At 63.3% G+C, this 25932-nt stretch carries 19 protein-coding genes, 1 pseudogene and 1 CRISPR repeat array; of the genes and pseudogenes, 15 read left to right on the top strand and 5 right to left on the bottom strand.

Annotated elements, in window-relative coordinates; translation table 11 throughout:
* Window positions 1-61 precede the first annotated feature (61 nt).
* The 3 genes from tnpA (at window position 62) to tnpC (ending at window position 2469) form a co-directional block, all read left to right on the top strand.
* On the top strand, window positions 62-514 hold the full coding sequence (gene tnpA, locus ACV959_RS07255) for an IS66-like element accessory protein TnpA (protein ID WP_475736305.1): 453 nt from the start codon (window positions 62-64) through the stop codon (window positions 512-514).
* A complete protein-coding gene (tnpB, locus tag ACV959_RS07250) occupies window positions 511-867 on the top strand; it encodes an IS66 family insertion sequence element accessory protein TnpB (RefSeq protein WP_475736306.1) in 357 nt (118 codons plus the stop codon). The genes tnpA and tnpB overlap by 4 nt, the downstream gene beginning before the upstream one ends.
* Window positions 868-936: 69 nt before the next feature.
* Window positions 937-2469, top strand: coding sequence for an IS66 family transposase (gene tnpC / locus ACV959_RS07245; protein ID WP_475736307.1), 1533 nt, complete (start codon window positions 937-939; stop codon window positions 2467-2469).
* A gap of 203 nt (window positions 2470-2672) precedes the next feature.
* Here tnpC and ACV959_RS07240 read toward each other — a convergent pair whose 3' ends face one another.
* Window positions 2673-3185 (bottom strand): GNAT family N-acetyltransferase, encoded by a 513-nt coding sequence (locus ACV959_RS07240; protein ID WP_475739209.1) that lies wholly within the window; start codon window positions 3183-3185, stop codon window positions 2673-2675.
* Window positions 3186-3476 carry a type II toxin-antitoxin system TacA family antitoxin gene (locus ACV959_RS07235; RefSeq protein ID WP_475739208.1) on the bottom strand — a complete coding sequence of 97 codons (291 nt, stop codon included), beginning with the start codon at window positions 3474-3476 and terminating at the stop codon, window positions 3186-3188.
* 121 nt (window positions 3477-3597) lie between these two features.
* Here ACV959_RS07235 and cas7g point away from each other — a divergent pair, with 121 nt between their 5' ends.
* The 6 genes from cas7g to cas2 are packed head-to-tail and all read left to right on the top strand — an operon-like array spanning window position 3598 to window position 12441.
* Window positions 3598-4860 carry a type I-G CRISPR-associated RAMP protein Csb1/Cas7g gene (gene cas7g / locus ACV959_RS07230; protein ID WP_475739207.1) on the top strand — a complete coding sequence of 421 codons (1263 nt, stop codon included), beginning with the start codon at window positions 3598-3600 and terminating at the stop codon, window positions 4858-4860.
* Window positions 4838-6373 (top strand): type I-G CRISPR-associated protein Csb2, encoded by a 1536-nt coding sequence (gene csb2, locus ACV959_RS07225; RefSeq protein ID WP_475739206.1) that lies wholly within the window; start codon window positions 4838-4840, stop codon window positions 6371-6373. Before cas7g ends, csb2 begins: the two co-directional genes overlap by 23 nt.
* Window positions 6360-9368: a type I-G CRISPR-associated helicase/endonuclease Cas3g gene (gene cas3g, locus ACV959_RS07220; protein ID WP_475739205.1), complete on the top strand. Its 3009-nt coding sequence runs from the start codon at window positions 6360-6362 to the stop codon at window positions 9366-9368. Before csb2 ends, cas3g begins: the two co-directional genes overlap by 14 nt.
* Entirely contained in the window at window positions 9365-10366 is a 1002-nt protein-coding gene (locus tag ACV959_RS07215; RefSeq protein ID WP_475739204.1) for a type I-G CRISPR-associated protein, Cas3-extension family, read from the top strand. The genes cas3g and ACV959_RS07215 overlap by 4 nt, the downstream gene beginning before the upstream one ends.
* 32 nt (window positions 10367-10398) lie before the next feature.
* On the top strand, window positions 10399-12138 hold the full coding sequence (cas4g/cas1g, locus tag ACV959_RS07210) for a CRISPR-associated endonuclease Cas4g/Cas1g (RefSeq protein WP_475739203.1): 1740 nt from the start codon (window positions 10399-10401) through the stop codon (window positions 12136-12138).
* A 9-nt stretch (window positions 12139-12147) separates the two neighbouring features.
* On the top strand, window positions 12148-12441 hold the full coding sequence (cas2, locus tag ACV959_RS07205; protein WP_475739202.1) for a CRISPR-associated endonuclease Cas2: 294 nt from the start codon (window positions 12148-12150) through the stop codon (window positions 12439-12441).
* A gap of 270 nt (window positions 12442-12711) precedes the next feature.
* Window positions 12712-16255: direct repeats of the CRISPR family, unit length 36 nt; unit sequence GCATCCGAGGCGCGCGCGCCTCGGCCTCATTGAAGC.
* Window positions 16256-16370: 115 nt separating this feature from the next.
* Here cas2 and ACV959_RS07200 read toward each other — a convergent pair.
* The 3 genes and pseudogenes from ACV959_RS07200 to ACV959_RS07190 form a co-directional block, all read right to left on the bottom strand.
* Window positions 16371-17570, bottom strand: a complete 1200-nt coding sequence (locus tag ACV959_RS07200; protein WP_475739201.1) for an IS256 family transposase — start codon at window positions 17568-17570, stop codon at window positions 16371-16373.
* Window positions 17571-17728: 158 nt separating this feature from the next.
* Window positions 17729-18091 (bottom strand): annotated as a pseudogene (locus ACV959_RS07195) (DUF7146 domain-containing protein); the annotation flags it as partial.
* A gap of 290 nt (window positions 18092-18381) precedes the next feature.
* Window positions 18382-19082 (bottom strand): IS5 family transposase gene (locus ACV959_RS07190; RefSeq protein ID WP_475739612.1). Its coding sequence is split into 2 segments (ribosomal slippage): window positions 18382-18819 and window positions 18822-19082, totalling 699 coding nucleotides; the frame shifts between segments, so codons are not numbered across the junction.
* A 199-nt stretch (window positions 19083-19281) separates the two neighbouring features.
* Here ACV959_RS07190 and ACV959_RS07185 point away from each other — a divergent pair.
* The 6 genes from ACV959_RS07185 to ACV959_RS07160 all read left to right on the top strand — a co-directional run bounded on the left by ACV959_RS07185 (window position 19282) and on the right by ACV959_RS07160 (window position 25907).
* Complete coding sequence (locus tag ACV959_RS07185; protein WP_475739200.1) at window positions 19282-20364, top strand: helix-turn-helix transcriptional regulator; 1083 nt, start codon at window positions 19282-19284, stop codon at window positions 20362-20364.
* A gap of 17 nt (window positions 20365-20381) precedes the next feature.
* A complete protein-coding gene (locus ACV959_RS07180; RefSeq protein ID WP_475739199.1) occupies window positions 20382-21938 on the top strand; it encodes an FAD-dependent oxidoreductase in 1557 nt (518 codons plus the stop codon).
* Between the two features lie 10 nt (window positions 21939-21948).
* Window positions 21949-22716, top strand: a complete 768-nt coding sequence (locus tag ACV959_RS07175) for an SDR family NAD(P)-dependent oxidoreductase (RefSeq protein ID WP_475739198.1) — start codon at window positions 21949-21951, stop codon at window positions 22714-22716.
* Window positions 22717-23210: 494 nt separating this feature from the next.
* Window positions 23211-23546 (top strand): helix-turn-helix domain-containing protein, encoded by a 336-nt coding sequence (locus ACV959_RS07170; RefSeq protein ID WP_475739197.1) that lies wholly within the window; start codon window positions 23211-23213, stop codon window positions 23544-23546.
* On the top strand, window positions 23539-24786 hold the full coding sequence (locus tag ACV959_RS07165; protein WP_475739196.1) for a type II toxin-antitoxin system HipA family toxin: 1248 nt from the start codon (window positions 23539-23541) through the stop codon (window positions 24784-24786). The genes ACV959_RS07170 and ACV959_RS07165 overlap by 8 nt, the downstream gene beginning before the upstream one ends.
* A complete protein-coding gene (locus tag ACV959_RS07160; RefSeq protein ID WP_475739195.1) occupies window positions 24783-25907 on the top strand; it encodes a hypothetical protein in 1125 nt (374 codons plus the stop codon). Before ACV959_RS07165 ends, ACV959_RS07160 begins: the two co-directional genes overlap by 4 nt.
* Window positions 25908-25932 lie beyond the last annotated feature (25 nt).

Here is a 25932-nt window from a genome sequence, read left to right as displayed (position 1 = left end):
GCTCGCACCTGTTTTGAATGAGTTGGGGCGACGATAATCGGAGCGAAAGGGGCTCCGACACATGTCGATTTCAGAGCGTAAGCATATGTCGGAGCCTGAAGCAGCTCCGATGCGGCGGATCGAGGTTTTCACGGGCGCGGGACGCCGGAGAACGTGGGGCTCCGATCAGAAGGCGGCGATCGTCGCTGAGAGCTTTGCGGAGGACGCGAGCGTTTGTGAAGTGGCGCGGCGGCACGGTCTGACGGCGCAGCAGCTTTTTACGTGGCGTCGTCAGGCGCGCAAAGAGACCGAGGCTCGCGCGGACGCAGGCGCGCCGCCATTGTTTGTTCCGGCAATCATGCAAGGGCCTGCGCCCGCGCCGCCGGCGAAGCGCAAACGCCGCGCCGTCGACCAGGAAATTGGTTCGACGCCGACGATCGAACTTGAAATTGACGGCGTTACGGTTCGGGTCGGACGCGGCGCGCAAGCGAAGACCATCGCTGCGGTGATCCGGGCGTTGAAAGTCGCCAAATGATCGGCCCGACGGGCGCGGTGCGCGTGATGGTGGCGACGAAGCCTGTCGACTTCCGCAAGGGCGCAGAGGGTCTCGCGGCGCTGGTGCGCGAGACGATGCAGTGCGATCCCTTCGACGGCGCGATCTACGTCTTTCGCGCGAAACGGACGGACCGCATCAAGCTGGTCTTCTGGGACGGCACGGGCGTGTGCCTCTTCGCCAAGCGGCTGGAGGATGGCGAGTTCCGCTGGCCGAAGATCGAAGACGGGGTGATGCGGTTGTCGGCGGCGCAATTTTCGGCGCTGCTGGAGGGGCTGGACTGGCGGCGCGTCCACAGCGTGAAGGAGACGCCGGCGCCGGCCTTGGCGGGATGATCTGCGACACAATGAATCAGGGCGTCGAAGAGCGTCGAAAGACCGCAGAAAATATGGTCTTCTGTGTCTATGGCGCAGGCGGTCGAGACGCTTCCCGACGATCCGAATGAACTGAAGGCGATGCTCCTCGCCGAGCGGGCGCGCAACGAGCGCCTCGTTCAGATCATCAAGGAGATGCAGCGTCATCGCTTCGGACGGCGCGCAGAGACGCTTCCCGATGACCAGATGCTGCTGGCGCTCGAAGAGGTCGAGCAGACGGAAGCCGGCGCAGCGGCGGAGGGGGAAGCCAAGTCCGCCGCCGAACGCGAGAAGGCGTCCAGAAAGCGCCGCACGAACCGAGGCGCGCTGCCGGCGCATCTGCCGCGCATCGAGACCGTCGTCGATGTCGAGGACTACGCCTGCCCCTGCTGCAAGGGACTGCTGCACAAGATCGGCGAAGACGTCTCCGAGCGGCTCGACATCGTCCCGGCGCAGTTCCGGGTGCTGGTGACGCGGCGTCCCAAATACGCCTGCCGCGCCTGCGAGGGCGCAATCGTGCAGGCGCCGGCCCCGCCGCGGCTGATCGAGGGTGGACTGCCGACCGAGGCGGCAATCGCCCATGTGCTCGTCTCCAAATATGCCGATCACTTGCCGCTTTATCGCCAGGCGCAGATCTACGCCCGACAGGGGATCGCCCTCGACCGTTCGACGCTCGCCGACTGGGTTGGCCGCGCCGCCTGGCATTTGCGGCCCGTTCATGAGCGGCTTCTGGAACACATCCGGTCGTCGACGAAAATCTTCGCCGACGAGACGACGGCGCCGGTGCTCGACCCCGGGCGGGGCCGCACGAAAACCGGCCAACTTTGGGCCTATGCCCGCGACGACCGGCCATGGGGCGGCGCCGATCCGCCGATCGCCGTCTATGTCTATGCGCAAAACCGAAAGTCCGAGCAGCCGCTCGCGCATCTCGCTGGCTTCACGGGCGTCGTGCAGGTCGACGGTTACGCTGGCTATCGCGCGCTGGCGCACAAGAACAGCGTGGCGCTGGCCTTCTGCTGGTCCCATGTCCGCCGGCGCTTTTACGAACTCGCCGCGGCAGGTCCTGCGCCGATCGCCAGCGAGGCGCTCGAACGCATCGGCGCGCTCTACGCCATCGAGAGCGACGTCCGCGCGCAGAACCCGGATGACCGGCGCGCGGCGCGACAGGAGAAATCCCGCCCGATCCTCGACGCCCTCGAGCCATGGCTGCGTGAAAAGCTCGCGCTGATCAGCCAGAAGACCAGGCTCGCCGAGGCGATCCGCTACGCGCTCTCGCGTTGGGACGGCCTGGCGCGCTTCATCGACGACGGGCGCATCGAGATCGACTCCAACATCGTCGAGCGCGCCATCCGCCCCATTGCCCTCAATCGCAAGAACGCGCTTTTCGCGGGCTCAGACGGCGGCGCAGAGAATTGGGCGATCGTCGCCTCGCTCATCGAGACCTGCAAGCTCAATGGCGTCGATCCGCAGGCCTATTTGGCCGACGTTCTCGTGAAGATCATCAATGGCCATCTCGCGAGCAAACTCGACGAGCTCATGCCCTGGGCCTACGCGCAGCCGGTCGCTCTCGAAGACGTGGCCTGATAACAGCGGTTACGCTCGAAACTTCCTCGCCGGCCTGTGCATCGTTGCCGCCCTCCGCTATTGGATCAATTGAGTCCAGACCCTAAGATGCCCTGCGGTCCATGCGTGGAAAGAAGGCCGGAGATTCGTTGCCGGAGCGCTCGTTGAGATCGGAATATTTCGCCACATCTTTGTGACTGACGCTGGACGCGCCGATCGGGACGCTACGAAAACAATCTGGCAATCTCAGTCATAGGCATGAACAACCTTCGGGCGCCTGCGGCGAGAGATCGAAAGCCGAAGCCCTGATAAAAGCGTGCCGCCTTGTCGTCTTTGACATCGGCGACAAACGCGTAAGAGGCGATCTCGTTGCGCAAGGCGCGACTGAAGGCGTCGAGAAGCATGAATTCACCATGACCTTGCCGCTGATGACGAGCATCGACCGCTAGGCGCCCCATCAGAGTCGCAGGCACCATTGGATAGCTGGGCAGGCGCTTTGCAAGCGGCTCGGGCAATTCGGCAAGCAAGATATCGGTCGCGGCAAGCGTGTAGTAGCCGATCGGGACGTGCTCATCGTTGCCGACCAGCACGAAACACGTGGCGACGCGTCGCCTTGCTTCCGGTCCCGCCCGCTGCCGCAGATACGTATCCAGCGGCTCGACGCCACTGGCGAAGCTCTGTCGATCGTGCCTGTCCGACAGGGGCTCGATGTGCAGTGCCGGCGCTGCGGCGGCCACTCAGGCAACGGTCAGCTTGAGGTATCGTTGCGCGGACGACTTGAGCCGGACGTTGGGCTCTCGCGGATTGACGAGCGCCTCGGCAAACGCCCGGCTGTCTCTGGCGCTCAGCCGGATCGTTTGCGTTTCCTCGATCACGCGCACGGCCGCCTCATGCACGCTGGCAATCACGAAATCCGTCAGCGTGCGTCCCTGCAGCTCGGCGGCGCGCTGGAAAAGCGCCTTCTGATCGCGCGAGATGCGCGCTTCCAGCCGCTCGTCTCGCGTTTTCGCGGTGGTTTTCCGACGCATGCCGTCACCTTGAGTTTCACCCGAAATGTGGCTATCGTGTACGGCTAATAGACGGACAATTCAAGTGACGTTGGGTACTGGCGCTGCGGATTAAGGCTGCTCTTGGCGATAAGGGGGGCACATGGATATCGGGAAACTGAACGGCATGGTGGCGGAAGGTGCTGCTCTGCGTCGGCGCCAAGTTCTTCAGCCGGTCGCAGGCAAGGGCACCAAAATTTTTCCGCCGACCTATCCACCATCCGATGAGGCAAAAAGGGCGAATCGAAATGCACCGCCACGGCACGTCTATGAACGGCGCCGGGTCAATGGGGCGGATACATGGTGCGTTCTGATCGACAGCGTGCAGTCCCAGGCCAATCGACTGGAGGAATGCCTGCTTGGTGCCATAGCTGACGGTATTCCCATTCCCCACGTCGAAGTTGATTTTGCTGAAGCCGAACTCGACGGCATCAGAAGGATCACATCGCTCGACGCGCCGCATCGCGTCTACGACGCCATATTGCGCGACAGCCTCTACAACGACACGTCTTTCATGGAGAGCGACATCGGCAAACGCCTAGCCAAAGCGAAGGCTGAGGATGCCTCAGCACTGCTCGAGATTTCTCCGACAGCCCTCCTTTTTGGTGCTTGGCATTCGACCGGGCAGGGCGGCGGGCTTGGCGCCAAGTTTGCCCGCTGCCTGATTTCCGAAATCGTCGCAATTGATGTTCCCGTCGATGTGGTTGTGAACCAGCGAACCAATGAAGTTGAAGTTCAGACTTCGGGCCGGCGCACCGGTAGCCGAATCGATCCATTGGGAGTGCTCAGAAAAGTCAAAGTATTCAAGGGCGAGAGCGGCTGGAACACGACAAAAGCAGACGCCGGCAAGAATGCAAAGGAGGTCAAGCCCTCCGAGATCAACCATGGAAATATCGCTCCTTCGGTTCAGCCGCTTGGCGTCACTTGTGACCATATTGAGCACAGCTTTGTATTGAGCTTCGCCGCGCTGCGCCGATTGCGTTTTGGCTGTGCGGAGAAGAACGCGGCAGGCCGCAGCTTGCTCGCGGCCCTCGGGCTTGTCGCGCTTACGGAGCAGGACGCGCGGGGCTACGCGTTGCGATCGCGCTGTGATCTCGTCTGCGATGGGCGTGCGGCGCTTGAGCTCGTGCGCTCGGATGGCTCAACCGAAGAAATCCAGGTCGATCACGCGCAAGCGCGGTCACTTTACCAATCGGCATATGCTGCTGCGAAGGAGGCTGGTTTTTCGCTCTCGTCCGAACCGCTTCGGCTTACGCCCCAAGTGAAGCTCGTAGCCATTGTCAAGGAGAGCCAGCGATTGGCGCTCGAAAGCAAGGGTGGCGATCAGGACGAGGCGGGCAGCGATGACTCTGGTTCTGGAAATTGAATTTCTGTCGGGCGTCTCGTTTGCCGCTATCGGCCCCGACAGCGAAGCGCCAGACTGGCCGCCGCAGCCCGATCGCATCTTCTCCGCATTGGTTGCGAGTTGGGCAGCACGAGGTGAGAAGGAAGAAGAGCGGAGGACGCTTGAATGGCTAGAGCGGCTTGACGTTCCCCGTCTTCTAGCTTCCGGCGCAGAGCCGCGGCCCGGAGTAACCGTGTATGTTCCGGCGAATGATGCGAGCAGCGGCAAGCAGAAGCACGCAAAGAACGTTTTTCCCGCATTGCGTAATCGGCACGAGCGCGAGTTTGGCTTCCCCGCTGCACGACCGTATGATCCGGTGTTACGCCTGTGTTGGCCTCATGCGAAGCCTGATCACGCAACGTTCACTGCGTTGCAGGCACTAGCTCACGACACGGCTTATGTCGGCCATTCCGCGAGTCTGACGCGCTGCCGTTTCGTGGTTGATCCAACGGTTGAACTCCAGCAGGCGACGGCGCCTCGCCACAGCATTTACAAAGGGCGTTTCGATGAGCTGCGGGCGGCCTATGAGCGTTTCGAAAAATCGGCCGACAAGAAAGACCGGCCGCAAAAAGGTATGCGCGTTCCACCGGAGCCCGCGGCGAGTGTGAAGCGGTCAAACCTGTTCGACGGCGGTGGGCATTGGCTGATCCTCGAGCATGTCGAAGGTGATATGCCGGACATTCGGGCCTGTGCGCTCGTGGCACGGACGGTGCGCGACACGCTGCTCAGCGGATACCGGCAGATCGGACTCGGCGATGACATTCCCGAAGCCATCAGCGGCCACGTACGAGATGGCTCACCGAGCCAGAAGCCACATCTTGCCATCATACCGCTTGCCTTCGCCGGATTTCCGTATGCCGACGGTCACGTGATGGGCTTTGCGCTCGTGCCGCCCACCGGCACGAGCGTCCTGGCGCGGCCGGGCGCAGAAGACGACGCCGAGACGAAGGCGTTTCGCGACGCCCTCCGCAATCTGACGAAAATCGATCATGCCGGGCGCAGAGTGCTCAGTATCAAGTCCGAGGCCGGGACACCACGCGACCGGGCATTCGCGATCGATCTGTCGTTGACATTCGATCCGCCATGCCCAGCTTCGCTCGATCCCGCGCGATATACGAAGCCGGCGCGGGTCTTCGCGACGGTGACGCCGATCGTGCTCGATCGCCACCTGAAGCGAAACGGCGAAGCACGCTTGCAAGAGACCGCCGTGCAGATCGCGGCGGCGTGCCGCAACATCGGGCTGCCGGAGCCTGAGGCGATTGTTGTCGACAAGCATTCCGCCATCGAGGGCGCACCGTCCGCCTATCCTTCAGGGAAAGCCCCGCGCTGGTTGAACTGGCGGCTGCCGCCGTCGCTTGCCAGCCGTCAGCTCACCCATGCCGTGATCCGCTTCGCCGATCCCGTCGACGGTCCGGTGATCCTCGGGGCCGGGCGTTTCGTGGGGCTGGGGCTGTGCCTCCCGATCGGCCGCGGGGTCGACGATGCTGACCGCTGACGACTTCCACCGTTTTTTCGAGGAAGTTCATGGCTACGCGCCGTTTCCGTGGCAAAAGCGCCTGCTCGCGGAGATCGTGGGAAAGCGTGAAGGGAAATGGCCCGGCACGCTGGACCTGCCTACGGGATCGGGCAAGACAGCGGCCATCGATATCGCGGTATTCCATCTGGCGCTGGAAGCCGAGCGCATCACAGAGCGGCGGGCGCCCGTCCGCGTCGCCTTCGTCGTGGACCGCCGGCTGGTGGTGGACGATGCCTTCGGACGAGCACGGAAGCTCGAAGCGGCGCTTGCCAAGCCACCTCCGGGCAGCGTGAGCGCGCGTGTCGCCGAACGTCTGCGGCTTCTTTCCGGCGATGGGCCGCCGATCATCGCTCGCCGGCTGCGCGGCGGCATTCCGCGCGAGGACGATTGGGCACGTACGCCCTCGCAGCCGACGCTCCTGTGTTCGACGGTCGATCAGATCGGTTCACGGCTGCTGTTCCGCGGTTACGGCGTCTCCGATTCCATGAAGCCGGTCCATGCCGGCCTCATCGGCTCCGATTGCCTGATCCTGCTGGACGAAGCGCATCTCGCCGAACCGTTTCGGCAGACGATGCATTGGGCTGACATTTATCGTGGGCCGAACTGGCGGGAGGCGAATATCGCCGCCCCGTGGGGCTTTTCCCTTCTGACCGCCACGCCAGGAGAGAATGCCAGCGAAGTTTTCTCTCTCGACGATGTGGACAGGTCGAATCCGGTCCTGAAGCGGCGTCTGGAAGCCGAGAAAATCGCGCGCCTCGTACTGCCCGCGAAATCAGGAAAGGAGATGGAAAGCGCAGCCGAAATCGATGAGGAAGAAGAAGGGGGCGGCGGTAACGCCAAGGATCTCGCCCGCCGTTGCTCGGCGATTGTCGGCGAGATTCGGAAGGCGCTCGGGCATTTCGATGATGCCGAGCATGGCGCGCCGCGGCCGGCGATCGGCGTCGTCGTCAATCGCGTTGCCAGGGCGCGAGAAGTATTCAGTCGATTGTCGGAGGAATTTGCTGGGGCACCCGGAAACGACAGCGCTCGTAGTTCAGTCCCCGAGATCGTCCTGATGATCGGGCCTGCACGACCAGTGGATCGGGACGATCTTGTTGAAAAGCTGCGGCCGATCCGTACCCGTCTCTGGGCAGCGGGAGAAAATCGCGTGCTCGATAAGCCGCTCATCGTGGTCGCGACGCAATGCATCGAGGCTGGCGTGGATATCGATCTCGACGCGCTCATCACTGAAGCGGCTCCTATAGACTCCTTGCGGCAGCGCTTCGGCCGGCTCAACCGCGCCGGGCGCAATATCAATCCATACGCCGCAATCGTTGCAGACAAATCCGACATCTCCGCACGCGCGGACGATCCTGTCTACGGAAAGGCGATCAAGCCGGCGTGGGATTATCTCTCAAGCGTTGCGACAGAAGAGAATGGCGCTTTGTCCGTCGATTTCGGCATCGAGAAGATGAACGCGCTGTCGCCCCCCGATCGCGATGCGCTCACCGAAAAGCCCGACGCGCCGGTTCTCCTGCCCGCCCATCTTGATCTGTTGAGCCAGACCTCACCCATTCCAGCCGCAGATCCGGAAGTGGCGCTCTATCTGCACGGCCCGGATCGTCAGCCGGATTCGATCACCATCATTTGGCGAGCAGACATCGATCCTTCTTGGCGCGATCAGGATGTGGTCCGTCTGCTGACGCTCGTGCCACCGCGCTCAAGTGAAGCTATCGAACTGCCGCTGTGGGCCGTGCGGCGCTGGCTCGAAGGGCGCCGGAAATTGGCAGGGGACGTGGCGGATGTTCCTGCCCCCGGCGCCGACGATGAAGAGCCGGGCGGAAAGCGCATCTTTTGCTGGAAAGGAAATGATGAGCGGTCGCAATGGATCGATGCGGCCATGCTGCGGCCTGGTGACACTATTGTTGCTCCAGCGCGCTACGGCGGCGTGGACGCGTTCGGCTGGAATCCGGGCTGCGACGTCCCCGCCAGCGATGTAGCGCAGAAGGCAGCCGAGCCTTTTGCTGGAAAGCGGTTCAGTGTGCGGATTGCCCCGGGATTGCTTGAAGAGCGCGTGAGTGACGAAGCACTCGCCGCTGCGCTAGCGGAACTGCGCGCGGAACGCGGGGAGACGGTAAGACGAGCCTTGCTTGATCTCGATTTGCCCGCAGAGATTCGACAGGCGCTCAATTGGCTTGGCGCTGCCAGAAAGCGGCGCATCGTCGTCGACTTCACCCTCTACGGAGAAAATGAGAAAGGTGAGCCGCGCGGGGTTGTTTTGGTGGCGCCCTTCGGGGTTGAGATCCCTGAAGCGGGGCAGGTCATCGATCACGGCGAAGATGGCCGTCCGAGTTCGACTGAAGATGACACGGCCGGCTCCATCTTCGATTTTCCTCTCTCCCTAGTGGAACACAGCCGGGACGTAGAAGGCAAGGCCGAGGAATTCGCAAGATGCGCCGGTCTGCCGGCCTCGCATGTCGCTGATTTGAAACTCGCGGGATTCCTGCATGACCAGGGAAAGCGCGATCCCCGATTCCAGGCCTGGCTGCATTTCGGCGATCCGCTGGGATTCGATCCAGGTGATGAGAAGGACGTTCTCGCAAAATCCGGCCGCACGCTGCCGCCTGCAGCGCGGGAGAGGTCGGGGCTGCCTGATCATTGGCGGCACGAGGCGCTATCGGTCAGGCTGGCATGCACGGATGTGCGGCTCGCGCAGGCCAACGATCCCGAACTCGTCCTCTGGCTCGTTGGCACTCATCATGGTTATGGCCGTCCTCTTTACCCGCACCATGATCCAATCGAGAAACCACCCGTCGTCGGCCCGCAATCTCTTGCTTTCGACTGGAACGGGCTCGACTGGCCGTCGTTCTTTGCGCGCCTCAAGGCCCGGTACGGCGTCTGGGAGTTGGCGCGGATGGAGGCGATCCTACGACTGGCCGACCACCGTGCGTCCGAAGAGGCCCGGGAGCGTATCGCGAGGGAGGGGGATGAATGACCGCAACGAAATCCCATCGTCTCGACGGTTTGGAGCCGGACAACCTGCTCGCCTTTCTGGCGTTGTTGGGACTGTTGCGGGCCTTAGAGATAAGTCGGCGGAATTGGAGGCCGAGAGTGCATTGGGACATGGTGCAAGCGCCGTTGCGGCCGATCTTGACGACGCGAGATGTTACAACACATCAAGATGTTTCCGAGGCTGTGCTTGAAGGTCTCCAAGTGTTCCAAAAGGCGTTGCGACCATTCAGTTGGCCTCGGACCAAACAGGGAAATTCAAAAAAGAGAGCTCTCTTGGCCAATCCATCCCGGCAACGATCTTTGTCAAAACGCTGTATCCGGGCGCGCGGAGCGTCAGAAGCAAATAGTGAAAAGCGAGCTATTTGGGAATTGAGGTGCGACCTGATTGCTGGTTCCGGCGGCAGTAGGGTGGATCGCAAGAAGAAGGATGCGTTCGATGTTTCGCCGATGAAGCTTCCGAGCGGTCAGATGACTTTTATCGGCGCGCAGTTCGACGCGATTTCTGCTTGTCATGTGGAAGATATCCGTAAGTGTTTGTTCCAAACCTGGACCTACGGGCACAAGGGGAATTCGCTTCGCTTTTCACCGGTAGACGCTCAGCGTTATGCCTATCTTGCTTCTGACCCCTCGCCAGAGGGCTCTCGGACCGAGTTGGGTGCTAGTGCGCTGGCCGGACTTGGCTTGTTGAATCTTACCATGTCCGAAGGTCGACCACGATGGCGAATGGTTGCTTATGCCGGAAGCAGAAGTGAGGGAAAGGTCTGTTGGCCTATTTGGGGTGCCGAGGACGGCGTCGGTGCCTCGTTTCAAATGATTTTGGCGATGCTTCGGACCTTAGCACCTGACGCACAACAACATCCATCAATTCGCCACTTGGTTCCCATGATCGCAAGCGCGCGGCGTTATGTGTTGGACCCAAAACAAGGCGATTATGGCAATGTAACCCGAGCGGAGTTGAGTTTCACGACAGAGAGGTCATGAAAATCGCTCGTGCACAAAGCTGAAGCAAAGCAATGACCGACTCCCAGCTCGAATTTCACCTTCCCGCGCCGCCGGTCAGCGGCGACACCCCGCTCATTCCCGCGCGGATGGTGAACGAGTTCGTGTATTGCCCGCGGCTCGCCTACCTGATGTGGACGCAAGGCGAATGGGCGGAGACGGGCGATACGGTAGAAGGCCACCGTGTTCACGCGCGCGTCGACAGGCCCAATGCGCCCCTGCCGGCGCCGCAGGCCCTCGAAGGCGATGAGGCGCCGGAGGCCGACAAGATCGTCAGCCGCTCGCTCATGCTCTCCTCCACGACGCTCGGCGTCATCGCCAAACTCGACATCGCCGAGGCGGAGGACGGCGTCGTCACGCCCGTCGATTACAAGCGCGGCAAACGCCCGCATGTGGCCCAGGGCGCTTACGAGCCGGAGCGCATTCAGATCTGCCTTCAGGCGCTGCTGCTCGAAGAGCACGGCTACCGCGTCGAGGAAGGCGTTATCTACTACGCCGAGAGCCGCGAGCGCGTGCGCATTGCGCTCGACGATGCGCTGCGCATGGCGGCGCGAACGGCGGTCAGCGAGCTGCGCCTCACGGTCTCGCAAAGCCGCATTCCGCCGCCGCTCAAGGACAGCCCAAAATGCCCTCGTTGCGCGCTCGTGACGGTGTGTCTGCCGGACGAAGTGCGCGCCCTTTCAGGCTCATCGCTCGCGCCGCGCACGATCGCCGTTCCGCCCGACGAGGCTCTCCCGCTCATCGTGCAGTCCCAGCGTGCGCGGATCGGCAAGGAGGGCGAGACACTCAAGATCACTGATGAGGAGAAGGGCGAGACGCAAGTGCGCCTCATCGACATTTCGGATGTGGCGCTGTTCGGCAATGTGTCGATCACCACCCCGGCGCTCGCGGCGCTGCTCGAGCGCGAGATCCCGGTCACGTTCCACAGTCACAGCGGCTGGTTTCGCGGCGTGGCCCACGGCGTCGGCCATCGCAATGTCGAGGTCCGCACGGCACAATATCGCATGAGCTTCGACGAGGCCGCGTGTCTGCGATTCGCAAAGGACCTGGTCGCGGCCAAGATCGCGAACCAGCGCACCATCCTTCGCCGCAACTGGCGCGGGGCTGCGGAGGAGCGGAAGGCGGTTCTCGACCGGCTCTCGGCCGCGCGCAAGTCCGCCGACGCTGCGACGACGTTGACGCAGTTGCTCGGCATCGAAGGAGACGCTGCGTCCGTCTATTTCCGTGCTTTCGCAAGTCTGTTGAAATCGCCCGAGGAAAAGCAAGGAACGGGCGAACTCGCGGCGTTCCGCTTCGAGGCGCGCAATCGTCGGCCGCCGGCGGATCCGGTCAACGCCATGCTGTCGCTCGCCTATGCGATGCTGAGCCGGCACCTGACGATTGCGCTCGCCTCGGTCGGTCTCGATCCCTATCGTGGCTTCTACCACGCGCCACGCTATGGGCGCCCGGCGTTGGCGCTCGATCTCATGGAGCCGTTCCGCGCCATCATCGCCGATTCCGTCGTGCTGTCGGCGGTCAACACTGGCGAAGTCGGGCCGAACGATTTCGTGGTGGCAGTCACGGGCACGGCGCTCACCCAAGCGGGGCGCCGCCGCTTTGTCGAAGCGTTCGAGCGCCGGCTGTCGCAAGAGACGACGCATCCTGTCTTCGGCTACCAGGTGAGCATGCGTCGCATGCTGCTGGTGCAGGCGCGGCTGCTCTCCCGCTTCCTGCTGGGCGAGCTGTCGAGCTACCCGCATTTTCTACCGCGCTGAGCAAGCCCGATGACGGACGAACGCCTGTTTATCGTCACCTACGATATTTCGAATCCGAAACGCTGGCGGCGCGTGTTCAAGGCCATGCATGGATATGGCGAGTGGCTGCAGCTTTCCGTTTTCCAGTGCCGGCTTACGCGGCGGCGGCGCGCCGAGCTCGAGACGCGGCTGCGCGAGCTCATAAAGAACGGTGAGGACCACGTACTTCTGATCGATGTTGGGGCGGCGGACGAAATCGAGCTGGCTATGGAGAGCATCGGCAAGACATTCTCGAAAATGGAACGCCGAGCTACTGTCATTTAGCGGAATCTGATAAAATCACTCGGGATTCCGAAAAAGGGGAGGGCGGGCTTGAGCGAAGGCGTTCCGCCGCTGCCGGGTGCTTTCGAGCGGCGATGCGCTGCGCGGACCTCCATACCCGCTCGAATCCTGCTAGGTTGTTGAAATCGTGGGCTGTTTGACATGGTCAATATGATCGCGCGCGGAATCCGGCACGCTTCGCTCATCCTTGGGCGTTACCGGTCGAAAACGCAGCGAGATTGCGTGGGTGTCCAACGGCTTGTAGGGTGGGGGGCATCCGAGGCGCGCGCGCCTCGGCCTCATTGAAGCTTATTCATCCAAATCCTGGAACTTTTCCAGCCCCTTCGCATCCGAGGCGCGCGCGCCTCGGCCTCATTGAAGCCCGATGGCGCCAGAGTGATGCAGGTCGAGGCGTTCCTGCATCCGAGGCGCGCGCGCCTCGGCCTCATTGAAGCTCCAGACCGTAGGTCGTGATCTTCACGTCGTCATAGGCATCCGAGGCGCGCGCGCCTCGGCCTCATTGAAGCTTTCCACATCGCGCCCTCGGTCATCGCGGGCTGATCTTGCATCCGAGGCGCGCGCGCCTCGGCCTCATTGAAGCTGTGCGACGATGATCGGGTTTTCGTTCAGTTCGTTCGGGCATCCGAGGCGCGCGCGCCTCGGCCTCATTGAAGCAGCGTGGCCGCAGTCGATAAATTGACGCCCGCAACGCGCATCCGAGGCGCGCGCGCCTCGGCCTCATTGAAGCTTTGACCATGAAGCGCTCTTGCTCGCCGGATCTCCGCGCATCCGAGGCGCGCGCGCCTCGGCCTCATTGAAGCATGCACGCCGAGCAGCGCCGCCGCGACGCTGGCCGTGCATCCGAGGCGCGCGCGCCTCGGCCTCATTGAAGCCGGGACAACGCCGTCGACCCCGACGTTTCTCGAGATGGCATCCGAGGCGCGCGCGCCTCGGCCTCATTGAAGCGGTCAAAGGCGACGATTCCCATGTGCTTCGCGATGCGGGCATCCGAGGCGCGCGCGCCTCGGCCTCATTGAAGCAGGCGGTGCGCGAGCGAGCGGAACTCCGCCGTGAAGGCGCATCCGAGGCGCGCGCGCCTCGGCCTCATTGAAGCAGGCGCATTCTCCAGATAATACGCCGGCCGGTGGACGCATCCGAGGCGCGCGCGCCTCGGCCTCATTGAAGCCCGACCTCGGGCTGATCCTTGCAACGCCGGCGGCGATGCATCCGAGGCGCGCGCGCCTCGGCCTCATTGAAGCTTGATGACGCTCGACAACTCGTTGAAGTCGTCGCGAGCATCCGAGGCGCGCGCGCCTCGGCCTCATTGAAGCGGCGTCGCCGTCGTCGCGGGCCTCGCCATCATCGCCAGCATCCGAGGCGCGCGCGCCTCGGCCTCATTGAAGCGAAACCATCGTCCACCTCGATCTCATCCACACACAGGCATCCGAGGCGCGCGCGCCTCGGCCTCATTGAAGCATCATGCAGCGGACGGTCATATGTCAAAGGTCCGAGGGGCATCCGAGGCGCGCGCGCCTCGGCCTCATTGAAGCAGGGACGCAACCTTCGTCTTGTTCTCGTCGACCGCCGCATCCGAGGCGCGCGCGCCTCGGCCTCATTGAAGCGCGATCGGTGCGCGGTCTATGCGTAATGGGCTCCGCCGCGCATCCGAGGCGCGCGCGCCTCGGCCTCATTGAAGCCCGGCGCGGACCCGTGCAATTTCCTTAGGGTCGAGTGGCATCCGAGGCGCGCGCGCCTCGGCCTCATTGAAGCATCTGCGCGAGCGCGGCGCGAGCCCGCCACATCTCGATCGCATCCGAGGCGCGCGCGCCTCGGCCTCATTGAAGCTGGCGCGACGACGGCGGCGGCGTAGCGGAGGGCCAGCGCATCCGAGGCGCGCGCGCCTCGGCCTCATTGAAGCTATTCCGTCATTGGCTCGCATCTTGCGGGGTCGGGCTGCATCCGAGGCGCGCGCGCCTCGGCCTCATTGAAGCCACCTGTGTGTGGATGAGATCGAGGTGGACGATGGTTGCATCCGAGGCGCGCGCGCCTCGGCCTCATTGAAGCTCGCTGAGCCTTGATGCTATAAAACTTGACGCAGGGCATCCGAGGCGCGCGCGCCTCGGCCTCATTGAAGCAGGCGGTGCGCGAGCGAGCGGAACTCCGCCGTGAAGGCGCATCCGAGGCGCGCGCGCCTCGGCCTCATTGAAGCGGCGCGATCGCGGTCGTCATCGCTGTCGCTTGCGCGGGCATCCGAGGCGCGCGCGCCTCGGCCTCATTGAAGCATCGTTGCGAGGAACATCATAAAAAACGTGAAGAGCGTGCATCCGAGGCGCGCGCGCCTCGGCCTCATTGAAGCATTGCGGCGAAGACCTCCACAAGGCGCTCGGCGGAAATGCATCCGAGGCGCGCGCGCCTCGGCCTCATTGAAGCGGCTATCAACGATGAATTGAATCGCCTGAATGTTCGCGCATCCGAGGCGCGCGCGCCTCGGCCTCATTGAAGCATCGACTATCTGGACCGTAAGGTGTCGCTGATCGTGCGCATCCGAGGCGCGCGCGCCTCGGCCTCATTGAAGCGGGACGTCGCTGACCAAGAGCCTCACGCCGAACTCTTCGCATCCGAGGCGCGCGCGCCTCGGCCTCATTGAAGCGCCGGAATGACGACAAACAGCATCCCCGGCGCATAGGGCATCCGAGGCGCGCGCGCCTCGGCCTCATTGAAGCAGCTCTACATGGGCCGCCGCGAGGCGAGCTTCGACATGCATCCGAGGCGCGCGCGCCTCGGCCTCATTGAAGCGACGCCGCCGCGAGCGCGGTAGAGGCGGCGCCTGTCTGTGGCATCCGAGGCGCGCGCGCCTCGGCCTCATTGAAGCCGCCATATGCGCGCCTCGAAGTCCTCCCATGTCTCTGAGCATCCGAGGCGCGCGCGCCTCGGCCTCATTGAAGCGGATCGCTGCGTAACCGTTCACGCCTGGGACGCGAAGCATCCGAGGCGCGCGCGCCTCGGCCTCATTGAAGCGCGCGATACCAGGGCGCGTTGAGCATCACGGCCTCGCATCCGAGGCGCGCGCGCCTCGGCCTCATTGAAGCCGACGGGCAGACGCCCGTCATCGTCGGGAGGTTCGTGGCATCCGAGGCGCGCGCGCCTCGGCCTCATTGAAGCGTTGTAGACGGCGGCGGCAACAATCTTGGTTCGGTAGGCATCCGAGGCGCGCGCGCCTCGGCCTCATTGAAGCGACGAGCCGGGGGGGACGTTGATGAGCAGGCGATTGATGGCATCCGAGGCGCGCGCGCCTCGGCCTCATTGAAGCTCAGACAAGCGACGTAGGCGACGCGCAAGAGGAAGTTGCATCCGAGGCGCGCGCGCCTCGGCCTCATTGAAGCGTCTTTGCGATGGCGTAGACGATGCGGGGAACCCCGCGCATCCGAGGCGCGCGCGCCTCGGCCTCATTGAAGCATCCGGCGATCGAGATGGAGCTCGCGGAAAACGAGGATGCATCCGAGGCGCGCGCGCCTCGGCCTCATTGAAGCAACGACGCGCAGCGGAGGTCTTCGATCCACGCGCAGCATCCGAGGCGCGCGCGCCTCGGCCTCATTGAAGCACCGGAGCGGGCGCCCGTCTTCGCGCTATGACGGAGGCATCCGAGGCGCGCGCGCCTCGGCCTCATTGAAGCAAGACATAAACAACAACTCCCGGAGAAGCGGCCGGAACATCCGAGGCGCGCGCGCCTCGGCCTCATTGAAGCCAGTCGCCCCGCCATATCGAGACCTCGAAGTCTCCGGCATCCGAGGCGCGCGCGCCTCGGCCTCATTGAAGCGCGGAAAAACGTTTCCAGCAAGAAACGCCGCGGGCGGGCATCAAATGCGATCGTGTCCCTTGGCGTGGCGTAGCTGGTTGGCGTGATCACGACGCTCGCCGGCAAGCCGGGTTGGTCAGGCGGCCACGGCGGGCAGCCCGACGATGGGATCATCGCTCAAGGGCGCGATTGTTTCCAGCGTCATGTAGCGACTTCGCTGGACGGCCCATTCGTCGTTCTGTTCGAGCAGGATCGCGCCGACGAGGCGGATGATGGCGGCCTCGTTGGGGAAGATGCCGACCACCTCGGTTCGTCGCTTGATCTCGCCGTTCAGGCGCTCGATCGGGTTTGTGCTGTGCAGTTTGGCGCGGTGCGCCGCCGGGAAGCTCATATAGGCGAGCACGTCCGCTTCCGCGTCGTCCATGAAGGTCGCGAGTTTCGGCAGCTTGGGCCGCAACTGATCGGCGACCTTGCGCCATTGTCCCTTGGCGGCCTCGGCGTCGTCCTGTGCGAAGGCGGTGGCGATGAAGGCGGAGACGACGCGCCTGCCGCTCTTGCCGGCATGAGCGAGCGCGTTGCGCATGAAGTGGACGCGGCAACGCTGCCAGGTCGATTGCAGAACCTTGGCGACCGCGGCCTTCAGCCCCTCATGCGCGTCGGAGACGACGAGCTTGACCCCGCGCAGTCCTCGGCGACGGAGCTTGCGCAGGAACTCGGTCCAGAAGGTCTCGGCTTCCGACGGGCCGATATCCATGCCCAGCACTTCGCGGCGCCCATCGGCGTTGACGCCCACGGCGATGATCGCCGCCAGAGAGACGACGCGGCCGTTTTGCCGCGCCTTCACATAGGTTGCGTCGATCCACAGATACGGCCAGTCGCCTTCGATCGGCCGCTCGAGGAACGCTTTCACACGCTCGTCGATTTCTTCGCACAAGCGGCTGACCTGGCTCTTCGAGACGCCGCTCATGCCCATGGCCTTCACGAGATCGTCTACCGCGCGCGTCGAGACGCCCTGGATATAGGCTTCCTGAATGACGGCGGTCAGCGCCTTCTCGGCCATCCGGCGCGGCTCCAGAAAGCCCGGAAAATAGCTGCCCTTGCGCAGTTTGGGGATGCGCAGCTCCACGGCGCCGGCGCGCGTCTCCCAGGTCCGCTCGCGGTAGCCGTTGCGCTGGGCGAGGCGCTCGGCGCTTTTCTCGCCATAGCCGGCCCCGGTCAGGGCGCCGATCTCGATCTCCATCAGCCGCTCGGCGGCGAAGCCGATCATCTCGCGCAAAATATCCGCGTCGGGGGCCTTCTCCACAAGCGCGCGCAGGTTCATCATCTCATCGGTCATCGGCGGTTCCTCGGTTGCGTTGGCGTTCGCAACCCGATCCTACCGGCGAATCGTCGATGACCACCGCAAGCCGCTCGCTCGCTACGGCGCTATCAAAAGCGCGCGTCGCGAGCGGCTTGCTCCCATCCAGCTACACCATCACGGGGGACACGACCTGCATCGCCGGCGGGATCGTCATCACGCGCGACATACAGCCGGTGCAGTGTGTCGGGGAGCTGGATAGCAGCGAGATGCGACGCCGATAGCGCGGCTGCCATTGGCATAGTCGGCAGGACGCAGTGTAGCGACAGCATGGTCTCGACGCCTTCGCCGGCCGCCATCACCGAGCCCGGCAGTCCGAAGCGCACGGCAGACCCGAGGAGATTGCCCATCGCCCGTCTCGGTGTCTCCACTGGCGCCTTGCCTAAGGTCGCTTCGCCGAAGCCGTCAGGGTCCAGCCAGGTGCGATGTGCGCCGGTAAGCTCGCCATTGAGATCCGTGACGGCGGCGATGATCGCCGGCCAGATCTCGGTTGGCGGTAGTGGGTCAGTTTGAAAATCGGCGGGGTTGACGCCGCGCCAAGCATACCCACACTAGAGTCATGACGAAACAGCCGAAACGCCCCCGTGACCCCAATCAGCTCGCCAAGTTTGTCGTCGACGCTGCCACGTGTGAACCCCCGGCCGTAGTTGAGACGCCAAAGGCTGAGAGAGCCAAGAAGGCTGGCGTTGTTGGCGGCCCTGCGCGGGCCAAAGCTCTTACGCCAGCGCAGCGATCGGAGATTGCCAGCTTAGCTGCTGCTGCTAGGTGGAAGAAGAGTTAGGGTCTGGACTCAATTGATCCAATAGCGGAGGGCGGCAACGAGGCACAGGCCGGCGAGGAAGTTTCGAGCGGTTTTGTCGTAACGTGTGGCGATGGCTCGAAAGTCCTTCAACCGGCAGAACGTCCGCTCGATGACGTTGCGCAGGCGGTAAAGTTCCGCGTCGAACGGAAAGAGGCGCTTGCGGTTGACTTTATTGGGAATGACCGGCGTCGTGCCGCGTGCTTGCAGGAAGAGGCGCAAATGATCCGCGTCGTAGCCCTTGTCGCCGATCATTTGTTCGCTCGGCGCGGTCGCGGCGAGCAGTGTCGCCGCGCCCGTGACGTCGGCGACGCGTCCGCCCGTCAGCAGGAAGGCGTGCGGTCGTCCTTCTTCGTCGACGAGCGCGTGGATTTTCGTCGTGCGCCCGCCGCGCGAGCGGCCGATGGCTTGATTTTGCGCCCCCCTTTTCTGGCGCCGCTCGCCGAGCGATGCGCCTTGACCGCCGAACTGTCGATCATGGTGAGCGCTGGCGGGTCGCCGCTTGCGACGAGCGCCGAGAATATGCGTTGCCACAGGCCCCGCTGGCTCCAGCGATTGTATCGGTTGAAGACCGTCGTATACGGCCCATACTCGTCGGGAAGCGCGCGCCATCGGCAGCCCTCGCGCAGCCGATGGACGATGCCGCTGATGATGCGGCGATCGTCCTGGCGCTTGGGCCCGGTGTGGACCATCGGAAGATGCGGCTCGATCGCCGCCCATTGCTCATCGCTGAGCCAAAAATTGTCCGCCACGAATCAAGCCCTCCTGAAGAGCTTGAATCACGGCGCGACGTTCAGTTCAATCGGGTACAGACCCTAGTCGGGCTTCTTTTGACCGCTTCGATTTTCTGGAGTGTAGTGAAGCGTCTCTGACCCGCCTTTGCTGACCCCTATGAATGAAGATCTGCTCGAGCTGATAGAGGAAAGCGCCTTTGTTCCGGAGCTCTGGAGCAAGGTTCTGCATCGATTGGCGGATCTGGCCGACGCCCGCAGCGGAGCGCTTTATATGCCGGGTCCGGAAGGGCTTCGCTGGAAGGCCTCCGATCGCGCGCTCGACCTCGTCAATGACTACATCGACGGCAGATGGTCCGAACGCACCAAGAGGCGCGAACGGATTTGCGGGCTGCAAGTAAAGGGTTTCGTCGGCGATAAGGACCTTTTCTCTCAGGAGGAGATGGAACGGGACCCAATCTACAGGGCGTTTCTCTGGCCGCGCGGCTTCGGCTGGGCTGCGGCGACCCGGCTTCCCATTGGCATGGGTAAGGACGTCATCCTCAGTCTGGACCGGGAAAATGCGCGGGGTCCGGTTGAGCGGTCCACGCTCGATCGGCTGAATGAGTTGCACCCCCATCTCCGTCGCAGCGCGATGGTGGCGAGCCGTCTGCGCTTGGAGCGTGCGCGCGCTGCGACCGAATCGCTGTCGCTGCTTGGCATGCCGGCGCTCGTTCTAGATTTCAGCGGACGCGTACTCGCGGCCAACGATCTCGTCGAAACGCAAGCGCGAGTCGTGCGCTGGCTGGCGACAGACCGGATTGGGCTCAAAGACAAGACTGCCGAAGCATTGCTCAAGAAGGCGCTGAAGGAGCTTGCCGGAGGCACGGCTGTGAACAAGCAGTCCTTCCCCGCCCGCATTCCGGACTCGGATGATCTCATGGTCGTGCATGTCATCCCGATACGGGGCATGGCGCGCGACGTTTTTGGAGACGGCGCGGCGATGATCACGCTTGCTCCCGTCAGCCCGCCAAAAGCGCCGCCTATCAGCCTGATACAGGCCGCCTTCGGATTGAGTTCGCGCGAGGCGCGCATCGCCCAGGGTCTGGCCGCTGGCGCAACGCTCGACGAACTCGCCGCCGAGGGCGACGTTTCGCGCAACACCGTGCGCTCCCAGCTGAGAGCTGTGATGGAAAAGACGGGGTGCGCGCGCCAGGCGGAGGTCGCCGTCCTGCTCAGTCGACTCGATCTTTCGGCGGATTAACGCATGGAGTCGTCCGGATGACGTCTCGTCGCAACTTTCTATCCATCTCGCAATGGGCGGAGAAGATCGAAAACGCGCTTGCGCATCCGCAGGACGTCGGTCCGATCCGTAACATCGACGCGGGTGACGAACGTCCATTCGACGCCATCTTCATCGGCGGCGGCGCCGAAGGCCGGTTTGGCGCGGCCTATATGCGCGCAATGGGCGGACGTCCTCTGATCGTCGATCGCTGGCCCTTCTTGGGCGGCTCGTGTCCACACAACGCCTGCGTGCCGCATCATCTGTTTTCTGACTGCGCGGCGGAACTGATGCTCGCGCGCAGTTTCGGCGGGGAACTCTGGTTCCCGGACCTTCGGGGAAAGATCGTAAGCATCAAGGAAGTGGTCGATCTCTTCTGCAAAGGTCGTACAGGCCCGCACGCCGTGATGAATTATCAAAGCAAGGAGCGGCTCGATATTGAATTCGTGCTGAACGCGCCCGCGCGCATTCTCGATGCAGGCGCGGTGGAAGCGGCGGGCGAAATTTTCCGCGCGCGCGCCCTCGTGCTCGCCTGCGGCGCCGAGGCGGCCCCATTGGATGCGCCGGGCGCAGACCTTGCCGGCGTGCACACTTATGCGAGCATTGTCGAGACGCTCGACAAGGAGCCTGGACCGGCGATCGTCGTAATCGGCGGCGGCAAAACGGCTGTGGAATATGGCTGCTTCTTCCACGCAACCGGCCGCCGTGTCGTCATGCTCGTGCGCCATCGCCCGCTCGACATGATCGCCGACGGCGAGACGCGCGCCTACGCGCTTGATCGCATGCGAGAGCAAGGCGTCGAAATTGTCGAGGGGGCGCATGTCGTCGAGATAATCGGAGACGCCGAGGGCCGCGCCGCCCGCGTGACTGCGGAGACGTCAACGGAGCGTCTCGAAATCGAGACGGACTTCGTCTTCCACGCGCTCGGGGAGCGGCCGCGCTCGAACATGGCGGTCGAGACGCTGAGCGTCGAGGTCGACGCAAAAGGCGCGATCGTCGTAGACGACGCGCTGAGGACGTCGGTCCCCGGCGTCTATGCGGTCGGCGACCACATCGAGGCGCCCATGGAAATGTTCAAGGCGCGCAAGAGCGGCGCCTCCGCCGCCCGTTCTATCATGGGCGAGGCGGTGAAGTATCGTGCGGCCGACTGGCCCGACTTTCTGCATACGCATTATGAAGTCAGCTGGCTTGGTCTGGGCGAGGAGGCCGCGCGGGCGCGTTACAGCAATGTCGTCGTTCTTAAATTGCCGCCGGACACGCCCGACGGTCTGAATGTGGGGCTGCCGGCGGGCGATCGCACGATGCTCTACGCAATGGCGCGCCCGCACATGTCCGGTTTCCAGAAACTGATCCTGGACGGCGACACCCGACGGGTGATCGGCGCTCACCATGTCGGCTACGGCGCGAAGGATGCGTTTCAATATCTGAATGCGCTCGTCAAACGCGGCCTGACGATCGATGAACTCGGCGATCTGGACGAGCTGTTCCTGAACGCGACCTATTTCATTCAACTGGCGCGGCTCCGAGCGGGCCAGAGAAACCTCACAAGCATGTAGCGACGCGCAGATGACCGGACGCGTTTCAGGAAAGACGATCATCGTGACGGGCGGCGCCGGCGGCCTCGGCCGCGCGATTTCGCAATTGCTGGCGAGCGAAGGCGCCGCCGTCGGCGTCATCGACATCGAAGGCTCTTCCGCTGAGGAGGCCGCGCGGTCGTTGAAGGCGGATGGGGCGAGATCGATCGGGCTGGAAGCGGACGTTTCGAACTGGGACGCGATATCGAATGCGGTGAGGCAGGTTGGAGAGGCGTTGGGAGACATCGACGGATTGGTCAACAATGCCGGCGTCGCCGAACTCGGCTCCGTGCACGACGCCGACGCAGAGTCCTGGCGGCGGATCATGAATGTGAATGTCTCTGGGGTCGTCCTGGCTTCCAAAGCGGTGCTGCCCGGCATGCTCGAACGGCGTCGCGGCGTGATACTCAACGTCGCGTCGATCGCCGGCCTGGTCGGCATCCGCAACATGGCCCCCTATTGCGCGTCGAAGGGCGCTGTCCTCAGTTTGACCCGCCAGATGGCCGTCGACTATGCGTCCTTCGGGATTCGGATCAACTCGATTTCGCCCGGGACTATAGCATCGACGGAGATGGGCCTGCGCCTGCTTGGCGGCGACGAATCCCCCGAAGCGCGGTCACGCCGTCTGGCAAGGTATCCTATGGGTCGATATGCGACGGCGGGGGAAATCGCCCAGGCGGCGCTCTTCATGCTGAGCGACGAGGCCGAATTCGCGACGGGGAGCAATCTCATCCTGGATGGCGGCCTGACAGCGGTGTGATTTGCATTTAGCTTGTCAGCGCTAGCGTCCGCCTGAGGTAGGTTGGCCCCGTGATCTTTTTCTACGCTATCTCGCTCCAATGCCCTCCACGGTGTCCTATTCCCCTACTCCCACTCGATTGTTTAAATTAGCCATAAGCCTTTGACAAATTGATGATATCGGCTCCTTCTGACGGTCAATTGCCGACTGCAAGGCCGTCAAAATGCTACGCTTTTGATTTTGTTGGGAGAACTCCGGGTAAAAATATTTTGGAGGTTTCGACATCTATCGAGGTCAATCGGCCTTGAGGCCCAGTTTTTGGCTGCCCCGCGTCGCTGCGGAGGCCTCCCCGAAAGTACCGTCAGTTGTCTATAGCAGGATTCACACTTCGGATCGAGCTGCTCGCGAAACCGCGTGGTTCCACCACCAATCAGTCCTGGAGCGCCCATAATCGGGGCTAGAAAAATGTAATCTTCGTGCTACATATTCGGCTTATCTGTAGTGCGAGGGTGGCAATGCCTACTCCCCATACCCCTTCAGCGGCTGTGCGCCGCGTCCTGCGCAAGCTCGGGGCGGATATCAACGATGCCCGCCGCCGCCGCAAACTGCCGATGGCGGTCGTGGCGGAGCGCGCTTTCACCTCCCGCTCGACCCTGCAAAAGGTCGAAGCTGGCGACACCAATGTCAGCATCGGCATCTATGCGAGCGTCCTTCAAGCCCTCGGTTTGCTTGAAGGGCTGGGCCAAGTCGCCGACATCGGCAATGACAGCGTTGGACAGGCGCTGGCCAGTGCCGATCTGCCCAAGCACGTTCATCTCAAGCGGCCAACAGGATCGTCCCGCGATGGCTGACTTCGAGGTCCACATCGATCTGTACGGCAGCACGCGCCCGATCGGATTGGCAAGGAGCAATCGCGTCCGCGGCACGGAGACCATTCTCTTCGAGTACGACCGTGCATGGCTGGAGGATCCGGACCGCTTTTCGCTCGAGCCGGCACTTGCACTGACGCGCGGCGCCTTCGCTCCTCCCGCCGGTCTGCAAACCTTCGGCTCAATCGGCGACTCGGCTCCTGACACCTGGGGCCGTCGCTTAATGCAGCGCGCCGAACGTCGCCTTGCCGAACGCGGGAACCGCGCTGTTCGGAACTTGGCGGAAAGCGACTACCTGCTCGGGGTTGCAGATGAAACGCGGCTCGGTGCGCTACGGTTTCGTTGGGTTGGCGATAAGACCTTCCAAGCGCCGATCACGACCGGCGTGCCGGCCCTGATCGAACTTGGCCGTCTACTTCAGATCACCGAGCGGATTCTTCGGGACGAGGAAACAGACGAAGATCTTCAGCTCATCTTCGCGCCTGGCTCCTCTCTCGGCGGGGCGCGGCCGAAGGCGTCGGTCATCGATCAACATGGCCATCTCTCCATCGCCAAGTTTCCGAAGGAGACCGACGACTACAGCATCGAAACTTGGGAAGAGATCGCGCTGCGGCTGGCCGACCAAGCCGGCATCGCCACCCCAAAACACCAACTGGTCGAAGTCGCCGGTAAGGCGGTGATGCTATCGCGACGCTTCGATCGCGATGGCGCGATACGTACCCCCTTCCTGTCGGCCATGGCGATGATGGGCGCCAAGGATGGCGACCGTGGCAGCTACCCTGAGATCGTCGACGCCCTCGCCCGGCATGGCGCGCAGGGAAAGACGGACGCCCACGCGCTCTACAGGCGGGTTGTCTTCAATGTGCTGATCTCCAACATCGACGATCATCTGCGCAACCACGGTTTCCTCTGGCTCGGCAAGGCTGGATGGTCGCTCTCGCCTGCTTACGACCTAAATCCGGTACCGACAGATCTCAAGGCGCGCGTGCTCACGACGAACATCGATCTCGACGAGGGCACCTGCTCGCTCGATCTTCTGGAGAAGGCAGCGGATTATTTCGCGCTCACGCTGACGCAGGCCCGCGCAATCATCAAAGACGTCGCGACGGTGACCTCGACCTGGCGCGATACGGCCAAGGCTGTCGGCTCACGCACGGCCGAGATAGCCCGAATGGCCAGCGCCTTCGAACATGACGATCTCAAACGAGCGCTGACGCTATGACGAGGACATTTCTGCATAGTTTCGAGCCAGCGACAGCGAGCCCTATCACCGGCACCACCGTCGACCTTGAAGTCTCAGACATCGAGGATGCCGGAATTCGGGAAGTGCTGCAAACGCCCGGCGCGGCGTATGGCGCGTGGTCAATCCTCGACGCATTGCTCGCACCGACCGGCACGGGAACGCCGTTCATCTTCAGGGAGCCGCTTGGACAGGCGCGCGAAGTCAAAGTCGCCCTGTCCGGCCTGTTCGGACGCTTCGTCGCTCGCGCCTATTTGGAGCGCTACTTCAATCTCTCCATCTTCGCCCATCTCGGCAGCCGCACGATCAATCTCGATTGCCGACGGCAAATTAAGGTCACGCGCCTGTCGCGTGGCGATCTGCCCGACTGGATCGCCTGCGCCGCCGACTTGTCCTCTCTGACGGTGGCCGAGGCGAAAGGTTGTCATGATGCCGGAGGACCGGCGAAAGCGCTGAACCGCGCGTGGACACAAGCCGGACGGATCGACGTCACCGCACAAGGTCGCAAGGTCACGTTGAAGCGCATTGCGATCGCAACACGCTGGGGCATGGCCGCGTCAGGCCCGACCGAAGCCCACCTCTCGGTTCGCGATCCGATCGATGAAGGCGAGCCTATCAATCCTCAAGAGAGAGATAAGCTATTCATCGGACTTCTGCGCCTGCACATCGCCAATTTGATAAAGCCGCTCGGTCACGCCGAGCTAGCTGACGCGCTCTACCGCATCACGCACCAGCCATTCGCGCGCAGGCTACAAGACGACCTCGGGCGCGCCCGGACGCTACTGGACGCCGCTCCGGTTAGGGAAGTGGAGAAGGCGACTGCCATAGACGGCCTGATCGGCGGGATCGTCACGCGCGCGGGGCCGATCACTGACGTCGAGGCAGCGCCCGCCGAGCAGGAAGCACTCGCCCGCCTCAACCTTCGGCCGGTCTTCGTTGGGATCGAGCGCGATCTCATCCGCGCCGCCATTGATGCGGAGCCGCAGACTGTGCGAACCCGCCTTACCCAAATCACTCATCCGGATGAATTTCCGCGACCTGACCGCGCCGGCGGCTGGATCGTCCCACTCGGTCAGGAGCGACGCATCATCGGCAGCGCCTGAACCAGCGGACGCAGAATATAGGACA

The organism is Methylocystis sp. Se48 (genome assembly GCF_056269425.1).
Note: the sequence above shows the minus strand (reverse complement) of the source record. Positions and strands in the feature narration are given on the sequence as shown.

What these genes read in the sequence shown, in the direction of transcription:
- ACV959_RS07200 (WP_475739201.1), bottom strand. Translation starts at nt 17,570, where the DNA reads ATGACCGATGAGATGATGAACCTGCGCGCGCTTGTGGAGAAGGCCCCC.
- ACV959_RS07180 (WP_475739199.1), top strand. Translation starts at nt 20,382, where the DNA reads ATGACGTCTCGTCGCAACTTTCTATCCATCTCGCAATGGGCGGAGAAG.
- tnpA (WP_475736305.1), top strand. Translation starts at nt 62, where the DNA reads ATGTCGATTTCAGAGCGTAAGCATATGTCGGAGCCTGAAGCAGCTCCG.
- cas4g/cas1g (WP_475739203.1), top strand. Translation starts at nt 10,399, where the DNA reads ATGACCGACTCCCAGCTCGAATTTCACCTTCCCGCGCCGCCGGTCAGC.
- cas2 (WP_475739202.1), top strand. Translation starts at nt 12,148, where the DNA reads ATGACGGACGAACGCCTGTTTATCGTCACCTACGATATTTCGAATCCG.
- csb2 (WP_475739206.1), top strand. Translation starts at nt 4,838, where the DNA reads ATGACTCTGGTTCTGGAAATTGAATTTCTGTCGGGCGTCTCGTTTGCC.
- cas3g (WP_475739205.1), top strand. Translation starts at nt 6,360, where the DNA reads ATGCTGACCGCTGACGACTTCCACCGTTTTTTCGAGGAAGTTCATGGC.
- ACV959_RS07235 (WP_475739208.1), bottom strand. Translation starts at nt 3,476, where the DNA reads ATGCGTCGGAAAACCACCGCGAAAACGCGAGACGAGCGGCTGGAAGCG.
- tnpC (WP_475736307.1), top strand. Translation starts at nt 937, where the DNA reads ATGGCGCAGGCGGTCGAGACGCTTCCCGACGATCCGAATGAACTGAAG.
- ACV959_RS07160 (WP_475739195.1), top strand. Translation starts at nt 24,783, where the DNA reads ATGACGAGGACATTTCTGCATAGTTTCGAGCCAGCGACAGCGAGCCCT.
- ACV959_RS07175 (WP_475739198.1), top strand. Translation starts at nt 21,949, where the DNA reads ATGACCGGACGCGTTTCAGGAAAGACGATCATCGTGACGGGCGGCGCC.
- ACV959_RS07185 (WP_475739200.1), top strand. Translation starts at nt 19,282, where the DNA reads ATGAATGAAGATCTGCTCGAGCTGATAGAGGAAAGCGCCTTTGTTCCG.
- tnpB (WP_475736306.1), top strand. Translation starts at nt 511, where the DNA reads ATGATCGGCCCGACGGGCGCGGTGCGCGTGATGGTGGCGACGAAGCCT.
- ACV959_RS07215 (WP_475739204.1), top strand. Translation starts at nt 9,365, where the DNA reads ATGACCGCAACGAAATCCCATCGTCTCGACGGTTTGGAGCCGGACAAC.
- ACV959_RS07170 (WP_475739197.1), top strand. Translation starts at nt 23,211, where the DNA reads ATGCCTACTCCCCATACCCCTTCAGCGGCTGTGCGCCGCGTCCTGCGC.
- ACV959_RS07165 (WP_475739196.1), top strand. Translation starts at nt 23,539, where the DNA reads ATGGCTGACTTCGAGGTCCACATCGATCTGTACGGCAGCACGCGCCCG.
- cas7g (WP_475739207.1), top strand. Translation starts at nt 3,598, where the DNA reads ATGGATATCGGGAAACTGAACGGCATGGTGGCGGAAGGTGCTGCTCTG.